Origin of the sequence: Acinetobacter sp. (assembly GCF_039596015.1) — a bacterium.
In the GTDB taxonomy this organism is placed as follows: Bacteria; Pseudomonadota; Gammaproteobacteria; order Pseudomonadales; family Moraxellaceae; genus Acinetobacter.
In genome coordinates this window covers 158078-181346 of the sequence record NZ_JBCNKN010000005.1, presented here as the reverse complement: position 1 = coordinate 181346, position 23269 = coordinate 158078, and the positions used below count along the sequence as shown (strand labels likewise).

Annotated in this window: 19 protein-coding genes; 10 read left to right on the top strand and 9 right to left on the bottom strand. The window is 41.0% G+C overall.

The genetic code is table 11. The features are described 5' to 3' along the window. Positions 1–19: 19 nt before the first annotated feature. Positions 20–2047 (bottom strand): NADPH-dependent 2,4-dienoyl-CoA reductase, encoded by a 2028-nt coding sequence (locus tag ABDV70_RS07500; RefSeq protein WP_343596705.1) that lies wholly within the window; start codon positions 2045–2047, stop codon positions 20–22. A 396-nt stretch (positions 2048–2443) separates the two neighbouring features. Between ABDV70_RS07500 and ABDV70_RS07495 the strand changes: the two genes are divergently transcribed. Beyond that, the gene (locus ABDV70_RS07495) at positions 2444–3355 is read left to right on the top strand and encodes an alpha/beta hydrolase (RefSeq protein ID WP_343596703.1); all 912 of its coding nucleotides are present in this window, start codon (positions 2444–2446) and stop codon (positions 3353–3355) included. A 216-nt stretch (positions 3356–3571) separates the two neighbouring features. Beyond that, the gene (gene putP / locus ABDV70_RS07490; RefSeq protein ID WP_343596701.1) at positions 3572–5065 is read left to right on the top strand and encodes a sodium/proline symporter PutP; all 1494 of its coding nucleotides are present in this window, start codon (positions 3572–3574) and stop codon (positions 5063–5065) included. 43 nt (positions 5066–5108) lie between these two features. Here putP and ABDV70_RS07485 read toward each other — a convergent pair whose 3' ends face one another. After that, the gene (locus tag ABDV70_RS07485; protein ID WP_343596700.1) at positions 5109–5600 is read right to left on the bottom strand and encodes an Lrp/AsnC ligand binding domain-containing protein; all 492 of its coding nucleotides are present in this window, start codon (positions 5598–5600) and stop codon (positions 5109–5111) included. A 115-nt stretch (positions 5601–5715) separates the two neighbouring features. Between ABDV70_RS07485 and putA the strand changes: the two genes are divergently transcribed. Continuing rightward, positions 5716–9480 carry a trifunctional transcriptional regulator/proline dehydrogenase/L-glutamate gamma-semialdehyde dehydrogenase gene (gene putA / locus ABDV70_RS07480; protein ID WP_343596698.1) on the top strand — a complete coding sequence of 1255 codons (3765 nt, stop codon included), beginning with the start codon at positions 5716–5718 and terminating at the stop codon, positions 9478–9480. A gap of 117 nt (positions 9481–9597) precedes the next feature. After that, positions 9598–10683: a tRNA (uridine(54)-C5)-methyltransferase TrmA gene (trmA, locus tag ABDV70_RS07475; RefSeq protein WP_343596696.1), complete on the top strand. Its 1086-nt coding sequence runs from the start codon at positions 9598–9600 to the stop codon at positions 10681–10683. Positions 10684–10726: 43 nt separating this feature from the next. Here the strand turns inward: trmA and ABDV70_RS07470 are convergent, their stop codons facing one another. The 5 genes from ABDV70_RS07470 to rutA all read right to left on the bottom strand — a co-directional run bounded on the left by ABDV70_RS07470 (position 10727) and on the right by rutA (position 15067). Continuing rightward, positions 10727–12067: a solute carrier family 23 protein gene (locus tag ABDV70_RS07470; RefSeq protein WP_343596694.1), complete on the bottom strand. Its 1341-nt coding sequence runs from the start codon at positions 12065–12067 to the stop codon at positions 10727–10729. A gap of 32 nt (positions 12068–12099) precedes the next feature. Beyond that, positions 12100–12627: an NADH-dependent FMN reductase RutF gene (gene rutF, locus ABDV70_RS07465; RefSeq protein WP_343596772.1), complete on the bottom strand. Its 528-nt coding sequence runs from the start codon at positions 12625–12627 to the stop codon at positions 12100–12102. A gap of 169 nt (positions 12628–12796) precedes the next feature. Further along, a complete protein-coding gene (gene rutC, locus ABDV70_RS07460) occupies positions 12797–13183 on the bottom strand; it encodes a pyrimidine utilization protein C (protein WP_343596691.1) in 387 nt (128 codons plus the stop codon). Between the two features lie 13 nt (positions 13184–13196). Then, positions 13197–13952, bottom strand: a complete 756-nt coding sequence (gene rutB, locus ABDV70_RS07455) for a pyrimidine utilization protein B (RefSeq protein WP_343596689.1) — start codon at positions 13950–13952, stop codon at positions 13197–13199. Next, entirely contained in the window at positions 13949–15067 is a 1119-nt protein-coding gene (gene rutA / locus ABDV70_RS07450; protein WP_343596687.1) for a pyrimidine utilization protein A, read from the bottom strand. Before rutA ends, rutB begins: the two co-directional genes overlap by 4 nt. Before the next feature lie 294 nt (positions 15068–15361). Between rutA and ABDV70_RS07445 the strand changes: the two genes are divergently transcribed. Continuing rightward, on the top strand, positions 15362–16033 hold the full coding sequence (locus ABDV70_RS07445) for a TetR family transcriptional regulator C-terminal domain-containing protein (RefSeq protein WP_343596685.1): 672 nt from the start codon (positions 15362–15364) through the stop codon (positions 16031–16033). 28 nt (positions 16034–16061) lie between these two features. Here the strand turns inward: ABDV70_RS07445 and ABDV70_RS07440 are convergent, their stop codons facing one another. Both ABDV70_RS07440 and rutD read right to left on the bottom strand, forming a co-directional pair. Then, positions 16062–16661, bottom strand: a complete 600-nt coding sequence (locus tag ABDV70_RS07440) for a malonic semialdehyde reductase (RefSeq protein WP_343596683.1) — start codon at positions 16659–16661, stop codon at positions 16062–16064. Continuing rightward, entirely contained in the window at positions 16654–17445 is a 792-nt protein-coding gene (gene rutD, locus ABDV70_RS07435; protein ID WP_343596681.1) for a pyrimidine utilization protein D, read from the bottom strand. The genes ABDV70_RS07440 and rutD overlap by 8 nt, the downstream gene beginning before the upstream one ends. 331 nt (positions 17446–17776) lie before the next feature. On the opposite strand from rutD, the gene ABDV70_RS07430 reads away from it, so the two are divergent. The 5 genes from ABDV70_RS07430 to purD all read left to right on the top strand — a co-directional run bounded on the left by ABDV70_RS07430 (position 17777) and on the right by purD (position 23175). Then, positions 17777–17992, top strand: coding sequence for a hypothetical protein (locus ABDV70_RS07430; protein ID WP_343596679.1), 216 nt, complete (start codon positions 17777–17779; stop codon positions 17990–17992). A 138-nt stretch (positions 17993–18130) separates the two neighbouring features. Next, positions 18131–19033 carry a 50S ribosomal protein L11 methyltransferase gene (prmA, locus tag ABDV70_RS07425; protein ID WP_343596677.1) on the top strand — a complete coding sequence of 301 codons (903 nt, stop codon included), beginning with the start codon at positions 18131–18133 and terminating at the stop codon, positions 19031–19033. A gap of 845 nt (positions 19034–19878) precedes the next feature. Next, a complete protein-coding gene (fis, locus tag ABDV70_RS07420) occupies positions 19879–20148 on the top strand; it encodes a DNA-binding transcriptional regulator Fis (protein WP_001086304.1) in 270 nt (89 codons plus the stop codon). Positions 20149–20218: 70 nt separating this feature from the next. Beyond that, positions 20219–21793, top strand: coding sequence for a bifunctional phosphoribosylaminoimidazolecarboxamide formyltransferase/IMP cyclohydrolase (purH, locus tag ABDV70_RS07415; protein ID WP_343596675.1), 1575 nt, complete (start codon positions 20219–20221; stop codon positions 21791–21793). 98 nt (positions 21794–21891) lie between these two features. Further along, positions 21892–23175, top strand: a complete 1284-nt coding sequence (gene purD / locus ABDV70_RS07410) for a phosphoribosylamine--glycine ligase (RefSeq protein ID WP_343596673.1) — start codon at positions 21892–21894, stop codon at positions 23173–23175. The last annotated feature ends 94 nt before the right edge of the window (positions 23176–23269 follow it).

Sequence of the window (23269 nt, the reverse complement as noted above, 5' to 3'; positions counted from 1 at the left end):
TAGACTCACTATTTTAACCTTAAATCATCGCTGCCAACTCTGCCCCTTGGCTTATGGCACGTTTTGCATCAAGCTCGCCAGCTTCTTTGGCGCCCCCAATCAAATGCACATTTTTTCCGTGTTCAACAAGCTGCGTATACATGGCGGTATACGAATTTTGCCCTGCACACACCACGATATGATCGACCTCTAAACATATAGACTGACCATTGACAGTGATATGTAAACCAAGATCATCTATCTTTTGATAATCCACTCCTGACATCATCTTAACCTGACGATTTTTCAGCTCTGTACGATGAATCCATCCCGTTGTTTTCCCTAGATTTGCACCAACTGGCGTATTTTTACGCTGCAATAAATAGACCTGTCGTGCACTTTTTTCAGGATGAGAGGTTTTTAATCCACCCGCCCGTGCATATTCGGTATCAATCCCCCATTGATCATAAAATTTCTGAGGATCTACACTTGCACTACTTCCTTCTTGTGTTAGAAACTCGGCAGTATCAAAACCGATACCACCCGCACCAATAATCGCAACACGTGATCCAATTGGGGTTTTATGTTTTAGAACATCGAGATAATTCACAACATTTGGATGATCCGCCCCTTCTATATCCAGTTGTCGAGGCTTAACACCTGTTGCAACCACAATGTCATCAAAGTCGTGTTGCACCAGTTCATCAAAACTTACTTTATGATTCAGTTTTAATTCTATCTGGTTGGATAATCGCTCAATTTTTCGCTGAAAATAGCGTAAGGTTTCATAGAACTCTTCTTTACCCGGAATCAACTTGGCAACATTAAATTGCCCACCAATTTGGGAGGCTGCTTCATATAAAACCACCTGATGCCCACGCTGTGCCGCATGAAGAGCAAAACTTAACCCTGCGGGGCCTGCACCCACCACTGCAATTTTTTTCTTTGCTACGGCCTCTTTAAAAATCAGTTCTGTTTCACGACAAGCACGTGGATTTACAAGGCACGAAGCCGTTTTCATGGCAAAAATATGATCTAAACATGCCTGATTACAGCCAATACAGGTGTTAATTTCATCTGATCGGCCTTGTTGAGCTTTTAGGACAAACTCAGGATCGGCCAACATTGGGCGAGCCATAGAGATCATGTCAGCATGTCCTGTTGCCAATACATGTTCCGCCATTTCTGGTGTATTAATCCGATTAGACGTCACCAGTGGAATCTTAACCAAGCCTTTTAGTTTCTGTGTCACCCACGTAAAAGCCGCCCGAGGCACTTGAGTTGCAATGGTTGGGATACGCGCTTCATGCCAGCCAATGCCAGTATTTAAAATTGTTGCGCCTGCCTGTTCTATGGCTTGTGCCAGTTGAATGACTTCCGCAAGTGTCGAACCGCCTTCAACCAAATCCAGCATCGATACCCGATAAATAATTATAAAATTTTCACCGACTGCCTGACGAACTTGTTTAACAATTTCAATAGGAAAACGAATTCTATTTTGATAACTGCCACCCCATTCATCTTCTCGATGATTGGTTCTGGAGGCAATAAACTCATTGATCAGATATCCTTCTGACCCCATAATTTCAACACCATCGTAACCTGCATATTGAGCCAATTTGGCACAGTTCACAAAGTCATCAATGGTTTGTTGTACCTCTGCACTCGTTAACGCATGGGGTTTTACGGGGTTAATTGGTGCCTGAATTGGCGATGGCGCAACAATATCGGTCTGATACGAATAACGTCCTGTATGCAAAATCTGCATGGCAATTTTACCGCCCGCATCATGCACGGCCTGAGTAATGATTTTATGATGCTCGGCTTCTTGTCGATTTTCTAATTTCGAGCCACCTAAAAAAGTAACACCTGCGGCATTGGGTGCAATTCCACCTGTGACAATCAGCGCGACGCCACCTTTGGCTCTCTCTGCATAAAAGGCAGCCATCCGTTCATAGCCTTGTGGTGCTTCTTCCAATCCCACATGCATTGATCCCATAATGACTCTATTTTTTAATGTAGTAAAACCTAAATCTAAGGGTTCAAATAAATGCGGATAATTTGACATTTGCAACTCCTCGGCTAGCATCATGCTTGCGTTATTATTTATACAACTGATTTCATAAAGTTATAGTCGAAGATCATTCTTTTGTGAAACTTTTTACATAATCTCAATAGTCATTCACATTTAGAAACCCTCGAATTTCACCTCAAAAAGGCATCTGCTGACTATCTCATCATGTTTTTGAAGTAGATATTGATTAAAAAATACAAAGTAAATGAGTTCATCATTTCAAATACATACTGCACTATCTCATGACCATAACAAACAAATGATGTGACCGATCACTTGTTTCTTCATAAAATAATTTTACAATTGGCACTTTAAATCAGATTCGAATGGATATTGGCCTAAAGCCACCATTTTATTTAAACTATTTTCTAGTTCTACTATGGAGTATGAATGGCGTTTTATCGCATGTCTGACGGACAATCGCTTTTTGTTCGAGAAATTGGCAAAGGTCAACCTGTCCTGATTTTGTCAGGTCTAGGCATGAAAAGCTGGCAATGGCTTCCATTTCTTTTTCCCCTCCAACAAAAATTTAAATTTTTTATTCCAGACTGGCGTGGGTTTGGTCTATCCGCAGACTGTGATATTCCTGAAGATATCCATGCGATTGAAAGCCATTGGTCAGATTTACAACAAATCTTAAAACAAGCACAGATTGAAAAATGTATTGTAATTGCCTACTCAATGGGGGCTACAACCGCCATGCATGGCATGCAATATGGTGACTTTAGCGAATATATTCAAACCTATTTACATATCGATCAAAGCCCTAAAATAGCAGTAGATGCAACTTGGGAACATGGTTTATTTGCAGAACAACATCAACAGTTTAGACAATATCTTCATCAACTTTCTGCACTATTAACCCATGCGAAAAATCCACGTTATTTGCATGAACTGTCTAATAGTGAGCGTTATTTTTTAGTGCATACATGGCAAGAATTGATTGAGTTTCAAGGGAGTAATCAGCTTTTTCCTGCTTTATTTAAACTGGCAAAAGAATATCCATTTTTGCAATCACCGCTACTTCCTTTGCAACGCCTTGATTATTTGGCGTGGTATCTCGACACTTATTTAAATCATCAAGAAGATTATCGTCCTGCCATTACTCAGCTCACCTGTCCAACCACGTTTTTTATCGGAATGCAATCTCGTCTGTATCCTGCTCAGGGGCAACACATGATTGCGCAGCACATCCCTCAGGCAAAGGTGGTCGAATTTCATCAATCTGGACATACTCCGTTGGTTTCTGAGCCCTTAAAATTCAGAAATGCACTGCATGATTTTCTAAAAGTCAGCTTATAGCTTTATATTTTTAAACTTATCTAGTCTCTCTTGGGGGGCGTATTGTGCTGGCTCAAATATAACGATTACAGCAAAAATAACGCCTCCAAAAACATAATTTGTTTTTTTAATTTTGTAACATTGGGTCAACTCTTTTAGAATAGCCATCTTTCATTTGATTTCGTCAATTTAAACATGGAGCGTTTAAGTTAAGCGTTAAAATAGGATCATTCTCGTATGAACTACGCTAATCCTACAGTCATTACTTTTGTACTGTACATCACTGCTATGGTCTGTATTGGCCTATATGCCTATCGGGCAACCTCTAATTTTTCAGACTATATCCTTGGCGGGCGTAGTCTGGGAAGTTTCGTGACTGCACTCTCTGCAGGCGCATCGGACATGAGTGGCTGGCTATTGATGGGGCTGCCTGGTGCAATCTATCTGAGTGGCTTATCTGAAGCGTGGATTGCCGTTGGGCTGATCATTGGCGCATGGCTAAACTGGTTACTGGTTGCAGGTCGACTCCGTGTCCACACCGAAGTACAAAATAACTCTTTGACTTTACCTGATTATTTTACCAACCGTTTTGATGATCAATCGCGGATTTTACGAATTTGCTCAGCACTCATTATCTTGATTTTCTTTTCAATTTATTGTGCATCAGGCATGGTGGCAGGCGCGCGTCTATTTGAAACGATTTTTCACATGGACTACACCACAGCACTTTGGCTAAGTGCAATTGCAACCATTAGTTATGTGTGTATCGGTGGCTTCCTTGCAATTAGCTGGACAGATACCTTCCAAGCAGCAATGATGCTATTCGCATTGTTTTTAACCCCTGTATTTACCTATTTGGCAGTCACTGGCGATGGACAACAATTTACCCAATACATTGTGACTGCACGTCCACACGCGTTTGACATGATGTCAAATGTCACCATTGTAGCGATCATCTCGTCTATGGCATGGGGCTTGGGTTACTTTGGACAACCGCATATTTTAGTTCGCTTCATGGCAGCCGACTCGGTAAAATCAATTCCTGCTGCACGTCGTATTGGCATGTCATGGATGATTTTATGTCTATCGGGTGCTGTCGGTGCGGGTTTCTTTGGAATCGCATTCTTTCAGGCACATCCAGAACTGGCTGGTGGTGTAAGCAAAAACTCCGAACTGGTGTTTATGGAACTCACCCAAATCCTATTTAATCCGTGGATTGCGGGTATTGTCATGGCAGGTATCTTATCTGCGGTTATGAGTACCCTTAGCTGTCAGTTACTGGTGTGTTCAAGTACCTTAACCGAAGACTTCTATAAAGCCTTCCTGCGCAAAAATGCAACCCAAAAAGAACTGGTTTGGATTGGACGCGGTATGGTGCTTGCGATTTCAGTCTTTGCAATTTTTCTGGCAAGTAACCCTGAAAGTAAAGTCCTCGGTCTGGTGGCATATGCATGGGCAGGTTTCGGCGCTGCATTCGGCCCACTGATTATCCTGTCATTATTCTGGAAACGCATGACGCTCAAAGGCGCGGTAACAGGTATGATTTTGGGTGCAGTCACAGTTATTCTCTGGAAAAACATGTTTGCATCAACAGGCATATATGAAATTATTCCAGGATTTATTTTGTCTGCAATTAGTATTGTTGTGGTGAGTTTGCTCGATAAAACACCAAATACTGAGGTTGTTGCACGGTTTGAAGAAGCAGACCAACGCTACCATCTTGATCAGTAAATTCTTTGTAAAGGATGGGCTCTATATGAGCCCATTTTTTTGACTAATTTTTTTGTTTAGGATTGAGTTTCAAAATCATATTTTCTTTGACAACCTGCATGACAGGATAGCTTCGGGTTTCTTTGATGCCTGGCAATTGCCACAGAACCTGTCCTGAAATACGTCGAAATTCTTCCATATTTTTACTGCGAATTTTAACTAAAAAATCGAAACCGCCACTGGTCATGTGACATTCAATAATTTCAGGATAGCGCTGCACCGCTTCAATAAAATCATCTAAAACATGTGGCGTGGTTTTATCCAATAAAATTTCTACAAACACCAAAAAACTGGCATTGAGTTTATCTGGGTTCAAATGTGCATGATAGCCCGATATGAAATCTTCTTTTGTCAGCTTTTGCACACGTGCAATCACGGCTGTAGGCGATAAATTAACAGCCTCTGCAAGTTTGATATTTGAAATCCTGCCATCTTTTTGCAGCAAATCTAAAATTTTAAGATCAATTCGATCAAGCTGAAAAACACTATCTGCCATCTGAGTTATTCTCTAAATAATATCCATATTATAGTGAGTTATTCACTATTTATTTTGTAATTATAGTTTTTATTAAACCCATACTGCAATACGTGCTCGTTTTAAGGATAACGCCATGACAGAAACAAAAACTATTACTACACCTAATCAAAATACGAAAGAGCTGATTACCGATTTTCAGTCTAAAAATAGCGACTTACAGAAAATCAATCAGGCATGGCGTCGTCCTGAAACGGAAGCAGTTGAGGAATTACTGGCATTTTCCCGTTTATCTGAACAGCAAGAACAACAAATTCATACACTTGCCTATGCGTTATCTAAACATTTACGTGAGCGCAAAGGCAGCACAGGCAAAGCGGGTATTGTTCAAGGGCTACTCCAAGAGTTCTCGCTGTCCTCTCAGGAAGGGATTGCATTAATGTGTTTGGCTGAGGCGTTGTTACGTATTCCAGATACAGCAACACGCGATTTATTGATTCGTGACAAAATCAATCAAGGCAACTGGAAAGAGCATGTTGGACAAAGTAGCCTTATTTTTGTCAATGCCGCAGCATGGGGATTAATGCTGACAGGGAAACTGATGGGTACGCCTAATCATCGTAGCCTTTCTAGCATTTTGACTTCAATTTTGGCAAAAAGTGGCCGTGGTGTTATCCGTAAAGCAGTTGATGTTGCTATGCGGATGATGGGTGAACAGTTCGTCACTGGTGAAACCATTCAACAAGCCTTGCACCATGCAAAAAATTTGGAGCAAAAAGGTTTCCGCTATTCTTACGATATGCTGGGTGAAGCTGCATTTACCGACGCTGACGCACAGCGTTATATGGATGATTATGTTTCAGCGATTCATGCCATTGGTCAGTCCACGGTTGGGCAAGATGTTTATTCAGGTGCGGGCATTTCTATCAAACTTTCTGCCATTCATCCACGTTATCAACGCGCGCAGCATGATCGGGTTCATGCCGAGTTATATCCACGAATTTTAGAGTTAGCTCGTTTAGCCAAACATTATGATATTGGTTTAAATATTGATGCCGAAGAAACTGACCGTCTGGAACTATCTTTAGAGTTACTTGAACGCTTATGTTTTGAGCCTGATTTGGCAGGATGGAAAGGTATTGGCTTTGTAATTCAAGCCTATCAAAAACGCTGTTTCTTTGTGGCGGACTATGTGGTTGATTTGGCAAAACGCAGCCAACGACGTCTCATGATTCGTTTGGTCAAAGGCGCGTATTGGGATAGTGAAATTAAGAAAGCGCAAATTGACGGGATGAGTGACTACCCTGTTTATACCCGTAAAATCCACACCGACTTGTCTTATGTTGCCTGTGCGAAAAAGTTACTTGCAGCGCCTGAGCAAATCTACCCACAATTTGCCACGCACAATGCACAAAGTCTTGCAACGATTTACCACATGGCACAACCTGAAAATTATTATGCGGGACAATATGAATTTCAGTGTTTACATGGCATGGGTGAACCTTTATATGAACAAGTGGTCGGTAAAAAACAAGATGGGCAATTGGGCGTTCCATGTCGAATTTATGCCCCTGTCGGTAGTCATGAAACCTTGCTAGCCTATTTGGTTCGCCGCCTGCTAGAAAACGGCGCAAATACATCCTTCGTGAATCGCATTGCTGACCAACATCTTGAAATTGAGGATCTGATTCAATCTCCGATGCAAACTTTGCTAGATGCAGAACAACAAGGTCAAGCCATTGGTTTAAAACATGCAGCAATCCCCTATCCAAAAAACTTATATAGTTTGGAACGAATCAATTCTCAAGGTTTCGACTTGGCAAATGACCAGTGTCTTGAACAGTTGAACCAAGTTGCAAGTGAATATCAGCATTTTCAATGGCATGCACAAAGTCTGATTGCTCAGCCGGTTTATACTGAAACCGTTTCCCCACACCTTGAGGTGATTAATCCTGCAAACCATCAGGATATTGTCGGTCATGTCATCGAAGCAACATCTGCACATGCAGCACAGGCCTTACAACTTGCTCGAGCGCAACAAGACACATGGCAACATACCCCAATTGCCTTACGTGCCCAATATTTAGAGTCTGCCGCAGACATCCTTGAATCCCGTCTTTTAGAAATGATGGTTTTATTGTCAAGAGAAAGTGGCAAAACGTATGCCAATGCAATTGCAGAAGTGCGAGAAGCTGTTGATTTCCTTCGCTACTATGCCAAACAAGGACAATTTTTCCCACAACAGGGACAGTTAAATGCCTTAGGTACAGTTTTATGTATTAGCCCTTGGAATTTCCCTTTAGCAATTTTTACAGGTCAAATTGCCGCAGCACTTGTCACAGGGAATTGTGTCATTGCAAAACCTGCTGAACAAACGCCTCTCATTGCGTATCAGGCAGTACAAATATTACATGAAGCAGGCATTCCAACGGCTGCTCTACAATTTTTGCCGGGGCAAGGCGAAACGGTTGGAGCACAACTTAGTCAAGATGTTCGTATTCATGGCATCATGTTCACAGGTTCAACCGAAGTTGCCAAAATTCTACAACGTACTGTTTCTAAACGCCTCAATCCAAATGGTCAACCAGTTACGCTCATTGCAGAAACAGGCGGACAAAATGCCATGATCGTAGACTCCTCTGCCCTGACCGAGCAAGTCGTTGCCGATGTGATCAACTCTGCATTTGACAGTGCTGGTCAACGCTGTTCTGCGCTGCGAATTTTATGTGTTCAGCAAGACAGTGCGGATGCTGTGCTCACCATGCTCAAAGGTGCGATGCAACAATTACGTGTTGGAGATCCACTCAAACTCAACACCGATATTGGGCCTGTCATCGATGCCGAGGCACAACACAGTATTCAGCGCCATATCGAAAACATGAGTAAAAAAGGCTATGCTGTTCATCAACTTATGTTTGATCAGGCACAGACTCAAGCTACTTTAAACACAGGAAATTTTGTGCCCCCAACGCTTATTGAACTGCCAAATTTGGATGACTTGGAACGTGAAGTGTTTGGCCCTGTACTGCATGTCATCACCTATGCTTATGGCGAACTCGATGCGTTAATGAAACAAATTAATGCCAAAGGCTATGGCTTAACTATGGGGCTACATACCCGTATTGATGAAACGATTCACACCGTCATCGAGTCTGCCCATGTCGGTAACTTATATATTAACCGTAACATTGTCGGTGCAGTTGTTGGGGTTCAGCCTTTTGGGGGTGAAGGCTTATCAGGTACTGGCCCAAAAGCAGGTGGCCCGCTTTATCTTTATCGTCTTTTACAGCAAGGTGCATCTGCAACACTAAAAACACCTTTTGCAGTCAAATCGACACTGCTTGAACAACCCGAAACAACTTTGCAAAACTTCAGACTTTTCAAAACATGGGTACAACAAACTTACCCAAATTTTAATATCGAAAAAGTTCAGCCTTTCATGGTCGATCAAATCTATGAATTGCAAGGCCCAACAGGTGAAAGTAACCAATATGTGATTTTACCGCGTCAGCGTGTGCTTTCAATTGCAACGCATGAACTTCAACAAGTCGAACAATTACTGGCAATTTTTGCTGTAAATGCACAGGCTGTTTTAAAGCAGGATGACTTCTTTTATCAGCGTTATCAGAGCACGCTTCCAGAACAAATTTTATCTGCGATTCACTTAACGAATGATATCACCCATGCCGAATACGATGCCGTGTTACATCATGGTTCAATTGCATCGCTTCAACAACTTCAACACACCATGACCGAGCGCGAAGGTGCAATTGTGGGTATTACTCATCTTGATGATCGCAATACGATTATCCCACTAGAACGTCTGGTGATTGAACGTGCCATTAGTATGAATACGGCTGCGGCAGGTGGCAATGCCAGCCTGATGACCATGTCGGACTAATCACACTTCCCCCTTAATTTTTATTTAAGGGGGCTCTTTCAAATGCCGATACTAGGCTTATCCAATAGAGTTTGCTAACATTGCGCCTTTGTTTTTCATTGTGTGATCTTTAGGTCTATGACATCAGCATATCAACAACAACTGCAAGCCAAAGTCGAACGTATTCGCGCACAGTTCTCTGAGTATCAACCACCTGAACTTGAGGTGTTTGACTCGCCAGAACAACATTTTCGTATGCGCGCTGAATTTCGTATCTGGCACACAGAAAATGATCTGTTCTATGCCATGTTTGAACGCAACACAGATGAAAAACAAAAAACAGTGGTGCGTGTGGATGAATTTCCAATTGCAGATCAAAGCATTAATCAATTAATGCCAAAACTGCTTGAAGCATTAAAACAGCATCCTGAATTGCATCATCGTTTGTTTGAAATTGATTTCTTGTCCAGTTTAAGTGGCGAAATGTTGGTGAGTATGATTTATCACCGCAAACTAGATGCCACTTGGGAAGCGCTTGCCAAACAGGTTGCCGAAGCACTCGACATTAAGCTCATTGGTCGTAGCCGTGGTCAAAAACTGGTGTTAAGTGATGATTTTGTAATTGAGCAACTTCAAGTAGATGGTCAAACATTCCACTACAAACAAATTGAAAACGGGTTTACCCAGCCGAATGCACAGGTTTGCCAAAAAATGTTGCAATGGGCCTGTGATGTTGCCTCAAACTGTTCAGGCGATTTACTTGAGCTGTACTGTGGGAATGGAAATTTCACCCTACCGCTTGCACAAAAATTTCCACGTGTTTTAGCCACTGAATTAGCCAAATCTTCTGTGTATGCCGCAGAGTGGAATATCGAAAAAAATCAAATTAAGAACATTCAAATTGCACGTTTGGCCGCAGAAGAGTTTACACAGGCGTATCAGGGCGAACGTGAGTTTAGACGCTTACAAGAAGCCAAAATTGATTTAAAAGAATACGCATTTGGAACTGTTTTTGTTGACCCACCGCGTGCAGGCATTGATGATGATACCTTAAAACTTTTACAGGGTTTTCAACATATTATTTATATTTCATGCAACCCTGACACCTTGCATGACAACTTAAAAATGTTAAGCCAAACACATCGTATTCAGCGTTTTGCATTGTTTGATCAGTTCCCATATACCCATCATGTCGAAACAGGCGTGTTACTAGAAAAGATCTAATCATCCAGATGCTTAAGCCGATATCCTTATCGGCTTTTTATTTTTATTTCGAGATTAATTGAGAGTCTTCTAGCTTCGGCTGGGTTTGTTTTACTTTTTCACGATTTAATAATAAATTCAATAAAATAGCGGCAAAAGTTGCTGTGCCTATCCCACCTAAATCAAAACCACCAAGATGGATTGAATAGTTTCCTGTTCCCATAATAATGGTAACGGCTGCCACCAACATGTTTCCATTTTGGCTAAAATCGATTTTATTATTCATCCAGATTCGTGCCCCTGCGATGGTGATCAAGCCAAACACCACAATCGATGCACCACCTAAAATCGCAACAGGAATGGTACTAATCAATGCGCCAAATTTAGGAGATAATCCCAATAAAATGGCAAATACACCAGCAAAGACGAACACAATAGTTGAATAAATTTTAGTTGCAGCCATCACACCAATATTTTCTGCATAGGTTGTCATGCCTGTTCCACCGACCATGGCAGAAAGTGTCGTACAAAGCCCATCGGCAAAAAATGCACGCCCCATATAAGGTGAAATATCTTTCCCTGTCATGGCGCTAACAGCTTTAAAATGTCCTAAATTTTCAGCAATTAAAATAACGGCAACAGGTGCAATCAGCAAAATCGCATTAGTTGAAAATACAGGTGAATGCAATGTCGGAAGCCCAAACCATGCTGCATTTGCAATCGGTTCAAAATGGATGGGTTTACCGAAACCAAGTACATTGGCTAAAACAAAATACACAACATAAGACAGAATCAGACCAACCAGAAGCAATAAACGGCGCAGCATGCCCTGAGTAAATACCGCAATACTACCTATACACAGTACCGTTACCAACGCCATCCATGTATCAAAACTATTTGATGACACGCCTTTAATGGTCACAGGTGCAAGATTTAACCCAATAATCATGACAATAGAACCCGTCACAATAGGCGGTAATAGTTTTTCAATCCATACTGTGCCTGATTTCATTACAATCAGCCCAACAATGGCATAAACCACACCACAGGCAATAATTCCACCCAATGCAACAGGGAGATTCAGGTTCGACCCAACACCGCTATACCCTGTGACTGCTGCCACTGCACCAATAAATGCAAAGCTTGAACCAAGATAACTTGGCACTCGCCCACCTGTGATCAGGAAAAATAAAATAGTACCAATACCCGTAATTAACATGGTCAGACTAGGGTCAAATCCCATGAGTAACGGCGCAAGTACCGTTGCACCGAACATGGCAAAGGCATGCTGCGCCCCTAAAACCATACTTTGCCCAAGTGGCAAATATTCATTCATGGCAACAGGTGTTGTTTCCAAATTTCCTTTATACGGTTTCCACGCACTAAACCAACCTTCTTCTTTCATTGAAATTCCCTCTGATCATGCGCCGATCTGACTTATGGATGCCGTGTAAGATTATGATAAGCACGGTCAAAATAGATTAAGCCTTGTGTCCCATGATTCATTTGTGTTTCAAGTATCTGGCAACACAAAATATCATGTGTGCCAACACTCACGATTTGACAAATCTGGCAATCAAATGCCACAACAGCATCCTTTAACACAGGAGAACCTGTGCATAATTGATGCCAACTTCCTTGTGCAAAACGTTCTTCCATGGGTGTTCTTCCACCAAAAACATTGGAAAGTTGCTGATGGTTCTGTGCCAATGTATTCACACATAACACCTGATTTTCCTGAAAAACGGAGTAAACCGAAGCATTGCGATTTAAACACACCAATAATGTCGGAGGAGAATCTGTCACACTGCATACCGCAGATGCGGTAAACCCTGACCGACCTGCAACGCCATCGGTTGTCACCACATTTACTGCTGCTGCCAAATGACTCATTGCATTACGAAATTGTTGTTGTGTTTCAGTCAACGATTTTACCGCCTTCGTTTGCTGCTTTTTCTCAGCCATTTGTGTCTGAATGCCCTGTAAGAGCATCCGACTGGTTTCTAATTCAGCTTGGTCAGGCTTATACTTCGGTACAAATGTATTCATTGTTTTCTCCTGTAAATCATACAGATAATTTGAATGTTTGTATTCGGCATTATCTACCAACATCATTCAAACTCCTGCTATTTTCTCAAGTGCCAAGATGTGCAACCGATGCAATTTCTATCAGTGCATCGGCTTTGACCAAACCACACTGAATACAGTACCGTGCAGGTTTATCCCCTGGAAAATATTCGGCATAGACTGCATTAATCGCTGCATAATCTGCCCAGTCTTTGATGAAAATAGAATTAAAGGTCACGTCATCCATCGTACCACCTGCCGTTGCAATCACTTTTTTAATGATTTCCAATACATAACGGGTTTGGGCAGCAGCATCACCAACAGCAACAACATCATTATTTTCGTCTAATGCAAGTGTTCCCGAAACATAGACAATATTATCCGCAAGTGTGGCAGGCACATACGGTGCAAGTGGCTTTGAAGTTCCTTCTGGAATAACAACTTGTTTTGGCATAATGTTTTTTCCTTTATTCAGTTATCGCTGTTTCGAGTTGTTGTTTTAAAGTAGGTGATGTAAATGTTTTAACGAAGGTTTGAGTATCAGACACCCAACCAAAAAACGCTTTAACATTAAATAAAGTCGCCTCATGTGCTGACGCTGGCCCTGCCTGATAACACGCATCGTCAAGCAGCACGCCAAAGTACTCTAAAAAGAAGCCATCTCGGAGTGTTGATTCCACACACACATTGGTCGCAATGCCTGTAAAAATCAGATTACGGATGCCTTTCGCACGAAGCATACTGTCCAAATTGGTATTAAAAAATCCACTATATCTTGGCTTTTCAATCACAATATCCTGATGTGTAGGTTGCAAGGCATCCACCAGTTCATAGTCCCATCCCCCTTTTGCGAGTAGCTTCCCTTGTAATTCTGGGCGTTTTTTCATGGTTTTTATGGCATTAGATTTGTGATAATTCGGTGAACCCTCGCCACCCGCCTGAACGTATTGATCATCCCAACCATTTTTAAAGAAAATCACCTGAATCCCTGCTTGGTGGGCAGCATCAATGGTTTTCTGGATATTCTCGATCACAGGTTTGGTTGCCGAGACATCAAAACCAGCCAAATCAAGATAGCCACCTAAACTGGCATAGGCATTTTGCATATCAACCACAATTAATGCGGTTTGTTTTGGGTCAAGTTGAATCGATTCAGGTTCTGCCAACAACACAGGGGCATGTGCTTGAGTAAACTCGGCTCGAATAATTTGATCTTTGTTCATGCGCTTTTCTCCATCGCAATGGTTTTGATTAAACTTGGAACGCTACTGTCCGCATTAACACGGCTTTTCATCAAGGGTTGAACTTTTTCACCAAAATCACGAACACCTTCTACAAAATCATCAAAGGTTAATAAAATGCCGTCTGTGCCTTTAACCTCGGCAATTTCATCCAGCATGGCTGCGACTTTTGCATAAGAACCGACCAAAGTGCCCATATTGATATTGACGGGTGATACGCTCGAAGCCATGTGCCGGATGTTGGTTTCTTTTCCAGAAAATTTGTCTTTATCTCCCTGATCCTGCAACCAGTGGATAGCCTCCATATCCGCCCCATCGTTATAGCTTTGCCATTTCGCCATCGCTTTTTCATCGGTTTCATCCACAATCACCATAAACAGTGCCAATGTAGAAACATCACGACCAGTTTGGTCAGTGTGTTGTTTTAAACGATCATTGATGGGTGCAAAAGCTGTAGGTGTATTTAGTCCTTTACCAAAGACAAAGTTGTAATCGGCATATTGCGCAGAAAATGCCAAACCAGCATCAGATTGCCCTGCACAAATAATTTTTAGATCTTTTGATGGCTGTGGTTTTACCTGACAGTCCTCCATTTTAAAAAACTCGCCTTTAAAATTGGAATGTCCTGTTGCCCAAAGTTCCTTTAAAACCTGAACATATTCAGCTAGATATTCATAACGCTTACCAAAATACTCATCCCCTGGCCACATGCCCATTTGACTATATTCAGGGCGCTGCCACCCCGTAACCACATTTAAACCAAAACGCCCATTTGAAATGGAATCAATAGTGGCCGCCATACGTGCAACAATTGCAGGTGGCATTGCCAAGGTTGCGGCTGTTGCATAAATTTTAATTTTAGAGGTTACCGCAGCTAAACCAGACATTAAGGTAAAGCTTTCCAAGTTATAGTCCCAAAACTCAGTTTCTCCACCAAAACCTCTCAGCTTGATCATCGACAATGCAAAATCAAAGCCATATTGTTCTGCACTTTGTACAACTGTTTTATTCAATTCAAAACTGGGTTTGTATTGAGGCGAATTTTTGGAAATAAGCCATCCATTGTTGCCAATTGGGCAAAAAACACCGATTTGCATGTCGCTTCTCCTTGGTTTCACATCATGAGAGGTTGAACCTGTTTAAGATTAAATTGATCACTATAATTAAGGTTAAGCAAACATCATGCCAATATTTTTATATGTTATTTTTCAATTATTTAATAAATTTAATTTTAAAATATTATTAGACTAATTAGTCCAAATAATCCCCAACAATGCGCATTGGCGCACAGGCATTGTGCAACTTTTGCTCACCGGCTACGCAAAAATACCGTAAAAGTACAATACAATTTGCTAAAATCTTGATTTCCTGAGAAAACTGAATAAATTTTCATGCCTGAAACTCAAACCATTTCTTCAAAAAAAAGCCCCAATGCGGTCAAAAAGCAGAAACATATTATTGAATCCGCTTTAAATGTTTTTTCTGTCTATGGTCTACAAGGCGCAAGCATGGAACAAATTGCTGAGGAAGCAGGTATTTCAAAATCCAATCTTTTTTATTATTTCCAAGGCAAGGATGACTTATATATTGCGGTCTTGTCTTATGTATTAACTGAATGGTTATTACCACTGAATCGCCTATCTACAGACCAGAACCCTCAACAAGCGTTAGGCGATTACATCGAAATCAAATACCGACTCGCAAAAAAAATGCCACAGGCTTCTCGCCTATATGCACTCGAAATGATGCAAGGCGCACCTTATGTGTCACATATTTTAAAAACATCGCTTAAACAACTGGTTCAGCAAAAAACAGACATTATTCAAACGTGGATTGAACAAGGGAAACTCAAACCTGTTTCTCCGCTTCATCTAATTATTCATATTTGGGCGGTAACACAACATTATTCAGATTTTTCTATTCAGACACAGGCAATTTCAGGAAAAAGTTTAAACAATAAAAGCTTTTATCACGATGCGCTGGCAACAACCAAACAACTGTTACTCGAAAGCCTTATTCCTTTTGGAACAACAGAAATGATCGAAAAAAAAGACAGCCTATAATGACTGTCTTACATATGCTAAGCAAACATTAAACAACGCTGCATGCTTCATCAAAAGGCAAACGTGGCAATCGGTTATGCAGTTTTTCAGGAATGCCATAACCCATATTAATCAACAAATTCGATTTCCATGTCGTCCCTGCCAAAAACAACTCATCCACCAAAGCCGCATTAAATCCAGACATTGGCCCTGTATCTAACCCTAAACTTCTACATGCCAAAATCAGATATGCAGCCTGCATTGAACCATTCCGAAAAGCAGTTTCATGCGCGAGTTCAGGGCTAGATGTAAACCATGAACGTGCATCACCATGCGGAAATAATGTCGGTAACTTTTCATAAAAGGCTTCATCATAAGCTACAAGCACTGTCACAGGTGCTGTCATGGTTTTTTGAACATTTCCCGATGACAATGCTGGCTTTAATTTTTCTTTTGCTTCAGGGCTTTGAATAAAGACAAAACGAGCAGGTAAACAGTTGGCAGATGTTGGTCCCATTTTTAACAAATCATAAATTTGATGTAACACCGATGTCGGTATAGCCCGATCTTGCCATGCGCTATGTGTTCTTGCTTCCGTAAATAACTGCGCTAAAATATCTTCTTGCAAAGACAGATTTAAACTATTCATCACCACGCTCCTTTTCATTTAATAAATATGCTGACATTAATGTGTTCATCAAGGTTGCTTGCGTCACTGTTGCCGCATGCGCCCCCATCGGAATTAATTCAAAATCACTATTTTCTAATAATCTAGATAAGGCCAAACCACGTTGCCACGGCACTAAAAAATCATCCTGCTGACTAATCACCAAACATGGTTGCTGAATTGTTTTTGCCGTTGCATCAGGCAAATAACAACGCAAGGCATCAAGGCGTTTTTTGACATTTGCAATTGGGGCAAACTGTGCAATCATTTTTTCTTCTTGCACTGCCAGTTGCTGACCATGCTCAGAAATCCATTGCGGTGGATATAAAAATAAAGCCTGTGCTTTAACATAAGCTGCAACACCTGCATGGTTCAGCAGACTTAATCGTGTTTCGAAACACCGCTGAGTATGTGCATCGAGCGCATCCCATGCATTCAGCAAAATTAATTTTTCCACACATTGTGGCGCTAACTTGGCCAGCTCCAGACCAATAAATGCACCAAGTGCATGCCCAATCAGATAGCACTGTTCAATTTTGGCTTGTTGTAGTAACTGCCATAACTCCGCTGCCATATGTTCTACTTTATAATCGTCAGGCAATTGAGCACTTTCAGCCGAAACGCCCGCCTGATTATAAACAAAAACATGAAAATCCTGCTGTAAATGTGCAATCTGTGGTTGCCAGAAATGAGCATGTCCGCCTAAACCTGAGCTTAACACCACAGTTTTTGCATCTGGCTTATGCGATGGATAAAGATGATACATTGATTTTTTCGACCATTTAGTCCAAGTTTATTGTTCTTCAAGCAAAATAAGTGCCAAATAAAAAAACCATCTTTTTAACTTTTTTAATCTAAAAACACCGTTCACAATGCCATTCATCCCAAAAACACAGACTTTAAGCTGCCTTAAATTATTCAAATTTGTAACTAAATACGACAAAACCTGCAATTTTATTTACTTGTATTTCATTACAATTTCATGAAAGACACGTCTCGTTACTTCATCTTCACATTGTCTGACGATAATGGTCATCTTGTATTTTTTAAGTTTTCAATTATATTTCGAGCTATGTCTAATTACAGAAGAAGGCTCTATGAGTTTCTTGCAGAAATTATTCGCGTCACAGACCCAAAGCAATGCCCACAAAAACCATGTGGCATGGATCGCAAACCACGGCATATGCAAAACCAATGAACAATTACTTCAAACATTGGCAAATTCTCAGGATGAGGATGTTATTAAAGGAATCACTCAAATTCTTATTTCCCGAGGCTTTAGCCGTAAAGAACTGACTCAACGTCATACCTAAATCTTCACTTTCGTCAAAATTCTGATATCTCATCAACAGGTATCAGAATTTTTGTCATTGTAATTCCCTGTTTGTTACTTTCCCAAGCCAATTTGATCTCGTACAATACTGTTAAAATATTTTTTAGGTTATATCTACGTGAAGTGGCTACAAATACATATTACGGTTGATCAAGCACAAGTTGATTTTGCCGAAACCCTGTTTTTATCGTTAGGTGCGGTGAGCGTAACTTTAGATGATGCTGAAGATCAGGCCCTACTTGAGCCACTTCCAGGCGAGACACCACTTTGGAATAAAGTCATTGTAACGGGAATCTTCCAACAAACAGATGAAGAACCAGTTGATGCCGATAGCCTTACGCAGTTTTTGCAAAACCAGCTTCCTGATGCACCGATTCGTTCAGATGAACTTGAAGATCAGGTTTGGGAACGCTCATGGATGGATTATTACGAACCTATCGAAATTTCTGACAAATTCTGGATTGTGCCTGAATGGTTAGAACCACCTGAAGCGGATGCTGTAAATATCAAACTTGATCCAGGTTTGGCATTTGGAACAGGCAACCATGCCAGTACCTTCCTTTGCCTACAGTGGCTTGGTAAAACCGACCTTAAAGACAAAATTGTTGTCGACTATGGTTGTGGTTCTGGGATTTTGGGTGTAGCGGCACTTTTATTAGGCGCTAAAAAAGTCTATGCCACAGACATCGACCCACAAGCCATTCTTGCAACAAAACAAAATGCCGAACTCAATGGTGTACTCGATGGTCTGTATGTCGGTCTACCTGAAGAATTCAATGCTGAATTTAAAAACCAACAAGCAGATGTACTTGTTGCCAATATTCTGGCTGGCCCATTAATGGCACTCGCACCTGAATTTGCAACACTGACGAAACCCGCAGGTGAATTCGCTTTAGCAGGTGTTATCGAAGAACAAGTACACGATGTATCTGAAGTTTATCAAGCGTTCTTTGACATTTTAGAAGTCGAAAAACGTGAAGAAAACTGGTGTCGTATTTCAGGTAAACGCAAAACCAACTAATCTCATCGAACATACCAGATAAAGAGATGGCCCCCCATCTCTTTATTCTTTGTCGTCCAGAATAATTTAACGTCTATTGATCATTCATATATAAGTGATGACCTTAAAGCCTACAAAACATGCCTCATCAAATACACGATATAAGCTGTATCCTCGAACAAAAAGAATGCCAGAATATTTTTTATTACAAAAACTGTTGACCATTAAAGTCAAAATGTTTCCGCTTTCTCAGATCATTGACTGTTCCTTCTATCCTAATCAAATCGAACCAAACATAAAACAACAGCAATAATGAACTTGCACACATGCCTTATCAGTACCTAATCTTTGGTCGATTCAACTTTTATATAGACTAGAAAAATAACCCTATGATTATAATGGTGAGCTGTATCATATTTTTTTGTGATGTAACGTAGATAAAAAACCCAGTTTCCGAGCAATAATCTAAAAAACAAATCAAATTTAAATAAAAATCTAAAAAAACGATAAAAAATGTAATTTTTTTGCAGCAAATTTACTCACTTTTTCTAAGACAATGGTATGATACGCGCCACGAAAGCTTGGCTACACAAACATCTCGTCTAAATCCCATAACTAAATGACTACCGGATGTGCATAAATATTTTTTGCACGTTGAGTGGCTTTTTTTATTTTGATTTTAGGGCTGTAACAATTTTTAAACAACTGTTACGCTTATTTTTTAGCCAGATCGAGAAGTTTATGGCAAGCTAGCTACTTATTTTTAATGTTCGTCTTTTAACCATAAAAGCAAACATTTTTTAACCTTTTTATAAACTCAAACCACTTTATCCAAGTGGTTATAGATTAATTTCGGATTAAAACGCATGAATAGCAAATCTCCTATTTTTACTGCACAATCTGATGTTGCTCTTCGCATCCATGTGGATCGCGCAGTTCGCCATTATTTTGCACAACTGCAAGGTGAGCAACCATCTCAGGTTTATGACATGGTGCTAGCAGAAATGGAGAAACCTCTTTTATCTGTCGTACTAGAATACACTCGCGGTAACCAAACTCGCGCTGCTGAAATTTTAGGACTTAACCGTGGTACTTTACGTAAAAAGTTAAAAGCTCACGGTTTAATGAGTGAATAAATGATAAAATGCTCACGTTGTCGTGGGCATTTTTTTTGCCTATTTGTTTAATCTGAAGAACTTGTACACCATGACTATTAAACGCGCTTTAATCTCTGTTTCTGATAAAACTGGTATTGTTGAGTTTGCACAAAACTTGGCAGCTTTAGGGGTAGAAATTTTATCAACTGGCGGCACATACAAATTGTTAAAAGACAATAATGTGGCTGTTGTTGAAGTTTCTGAACACACAGGCTTTCCTGAAATGATGGACGGTCGTGTAAAAACATTACATCCAAAAATTCATGGCGGTATCTTGGCTCGTCGCGGTCTAGATGAAGCAGTCATGCAAGAACACAACATTGATCCGATTGATCTGGTGATTGTGAACTTATATCCATTTGCAGCGACCGTTGCAAAACCAAACTGCTCACTTGCTGATGCGATTGAAAATATCGACATCGGTGGCCCTACAATGGTTCGTGCTGCGGCAAAAAACCATGCTTCTGTAGGGATCATCGTCAATGCTTCTGACTATGATGCTGTGATTGCTGAGTTAAAACAAAACGGTGCTTTATCTTATGAAACACGTTTTGACTTAGCAGTAAAAGCATTTGAACATACTGCACAATATGACGGTATGATCGCTTCTTATTTAGGCGCTCGTGTAGGCAAAGAAGAAGGTCAAGCAGACAAGTTTGCACGTACTTTCAATACTCAATTGATTAAAGCGCAAGATTTACGTTACGGTGAAAACCCACACCAATCTGCTGCATTTTATGTTGAAGCCAATGCAAAAGAAGCATCTGTTTCTACTGCACAACAGTTACAAGGTAAAGAATTATCTTATAACAACATTGCAGACACCGATGCAGCACTTGAATGTGTTAAATCTTTTGTTAAACCTGCATGTGTGATTGTAAAACACGCGAATCCTTGTGGTGTTGCTGTTTCTTTAGACGGCATTAAAGCTGCTTATGACTTGGCATATGCGACTGATCCAGAATCAGCTTTTGGTGGCATCATTGCATTTAACCGCGAGTTAGATGTTGCAACTGCTCAAGCCATTGTGGAACGTCAATTTGTTGAAGTGATTATTGCTCCAAGCATTGCTGACGGCGTACTTGAAGTCACTGGTGCGAAGAAAAACGTACGTGTTTTAGTTTGTGGCGAATTACCTGCCATTGATGCACGCGCGCCACAACTCGACTATAAACGTGTAAACGGTGGTTTACTTGTTCAAGATCAAGACTTGGGTATGATTACTAAAGATGATCTTAAAGTCGTGACAAAACGCGCTCCAACTGAACAAGAAATTGATGACCTTATTTTTGCATGGAAAGTTGCAAAATATGTAAAATCAAATGCAATTGTTTATGCGAAAAACCGCCAAACCATTGGTGTAGGCGCAGGTCAAATGAGCCGTGTTAACTCAGCACGTATTGCGGCAATTAAAGCTGAACATGCTGGTTTGGTTGTTGAAGGTGCGGTTATGGCATCTGACGCATTCTTCCCATTCCGTGATGGTATCGATAATGCAGCTAAAGCGGGCATTAAATGTATTATCCAACCGGGTGGTTCAATGCGCGACGAAGAAACAATTGCAGCTGCCGATGAAGCCGGTATTGCGATGGTGTTTACAGGTATGCGCCATTTCCGTCATTAATCTGACGAAAACAATGAACACTTTCTAAATCATTTCACAAAGTCCTGACTGTTTCAGTTTAGGGCTTTGTGACTTTTCGATTCATGGAGTATGAACCGATGAATATTTTAGTTTTGGGTAGCGGTGGTCGTGAGCATGCATTGGCATGGAAAATCGCTCAGGATGAAAAAGTCAGCAAAGTTTTCGTTGCACCAGGAAATGCAGGAACAGCAACAGAACATAAATGTGTCAATGTTGAACTGAACATTTTAGACAACCCTGCCATTATTCAGTTTGCAAAAGACAATCAAATTGCATTAATCGTTGTTGGGCCAGAAGCACCGTTAGTCAATGGTGTTGTCGATGCTGGACGTGAAGCTGGTCTAAAAATTTGGGGACCAACCCAATATGCTGCACAGCTTGAAGGCTCTAAAGCTTTTGCCAAGCACTTCTTAAAACGCCATAACATTCCTACCGCATTTTATGATGTCTTCACCGAAGTCGATGCAGCAAAAGCTTATATCGAACAAAATGGTGCGCCAATCGTGATTAAAGCCGATGGTCTTGCAGCAGGTAAAGGCGTTATCGTTGCGATGACCAATGACGAAGCCTTTGCAGCAGTTGAAGATATGCTTGCAGGCAACAAATTTGGTGATGCAGGTTCACGTGTGGTGATCGAGCAATTCCTTGCGGGCGAAGAAGCATCATTCATTTGTATGATCGATGGTAAAAACATTTTACCAATGGCAACTTCACAAGACCACAAACGTATTTTTGAAGGCGACCAAGGTCCAAACACAGGCGGTATGGGGGCTTACTCTCCTGCTCCAGTGGTGACTGCTGACGTTTTTGAACGTGTAATGAATGAAGTTATGCGCCCAACTGTAGAAGGTATGGCGGCTGACGGACACGTTTACACAGGTTTCCTTTACGCAGGTTTGATGATCGATGAACAAGGTCAACCTCGCGTTATCGAATTCAACTGCCGTTTTGGTGACCCTGAAACCCAACCGATTATGATGCGTCTACAATCATCATTGGTTGATTTAGTTGAAGCAGGTATTGCAGGCAACTTACCTGAACAAGCACAATGGGACGAACGTAAATCGATTGGTGTCGTACTTGCAGCCGAAGGTTACCCAGAAACTGTACGCAAAGGCGATGTCATTTCAGGTTTAGACCAGTCTCCTGAAGGCACTAAAATCTTCCATGCAGGCACAGCAATCTCTAAAGATGGGCATGTCATCACTTCTGGTGGTCGTGTGTTATGTGTCACTGCATTAGGTGATAGCGTACTTGAAGCGCAAATCAGTGCACTAGAAGTGTGCGGACAGGTTAACTTCACAGGCATGCAATACCGTTCAGATATTGGTTATCGCGCAATTGCCCGTGAAAAAGCATAAGCCGTAAAATAAGATCAATGCACTCTTCGGGGTGCATTTTTTCTTTAGACTTTTTAGCGATAATACTGTGATTAGGTTCTTATACCTTTCAACA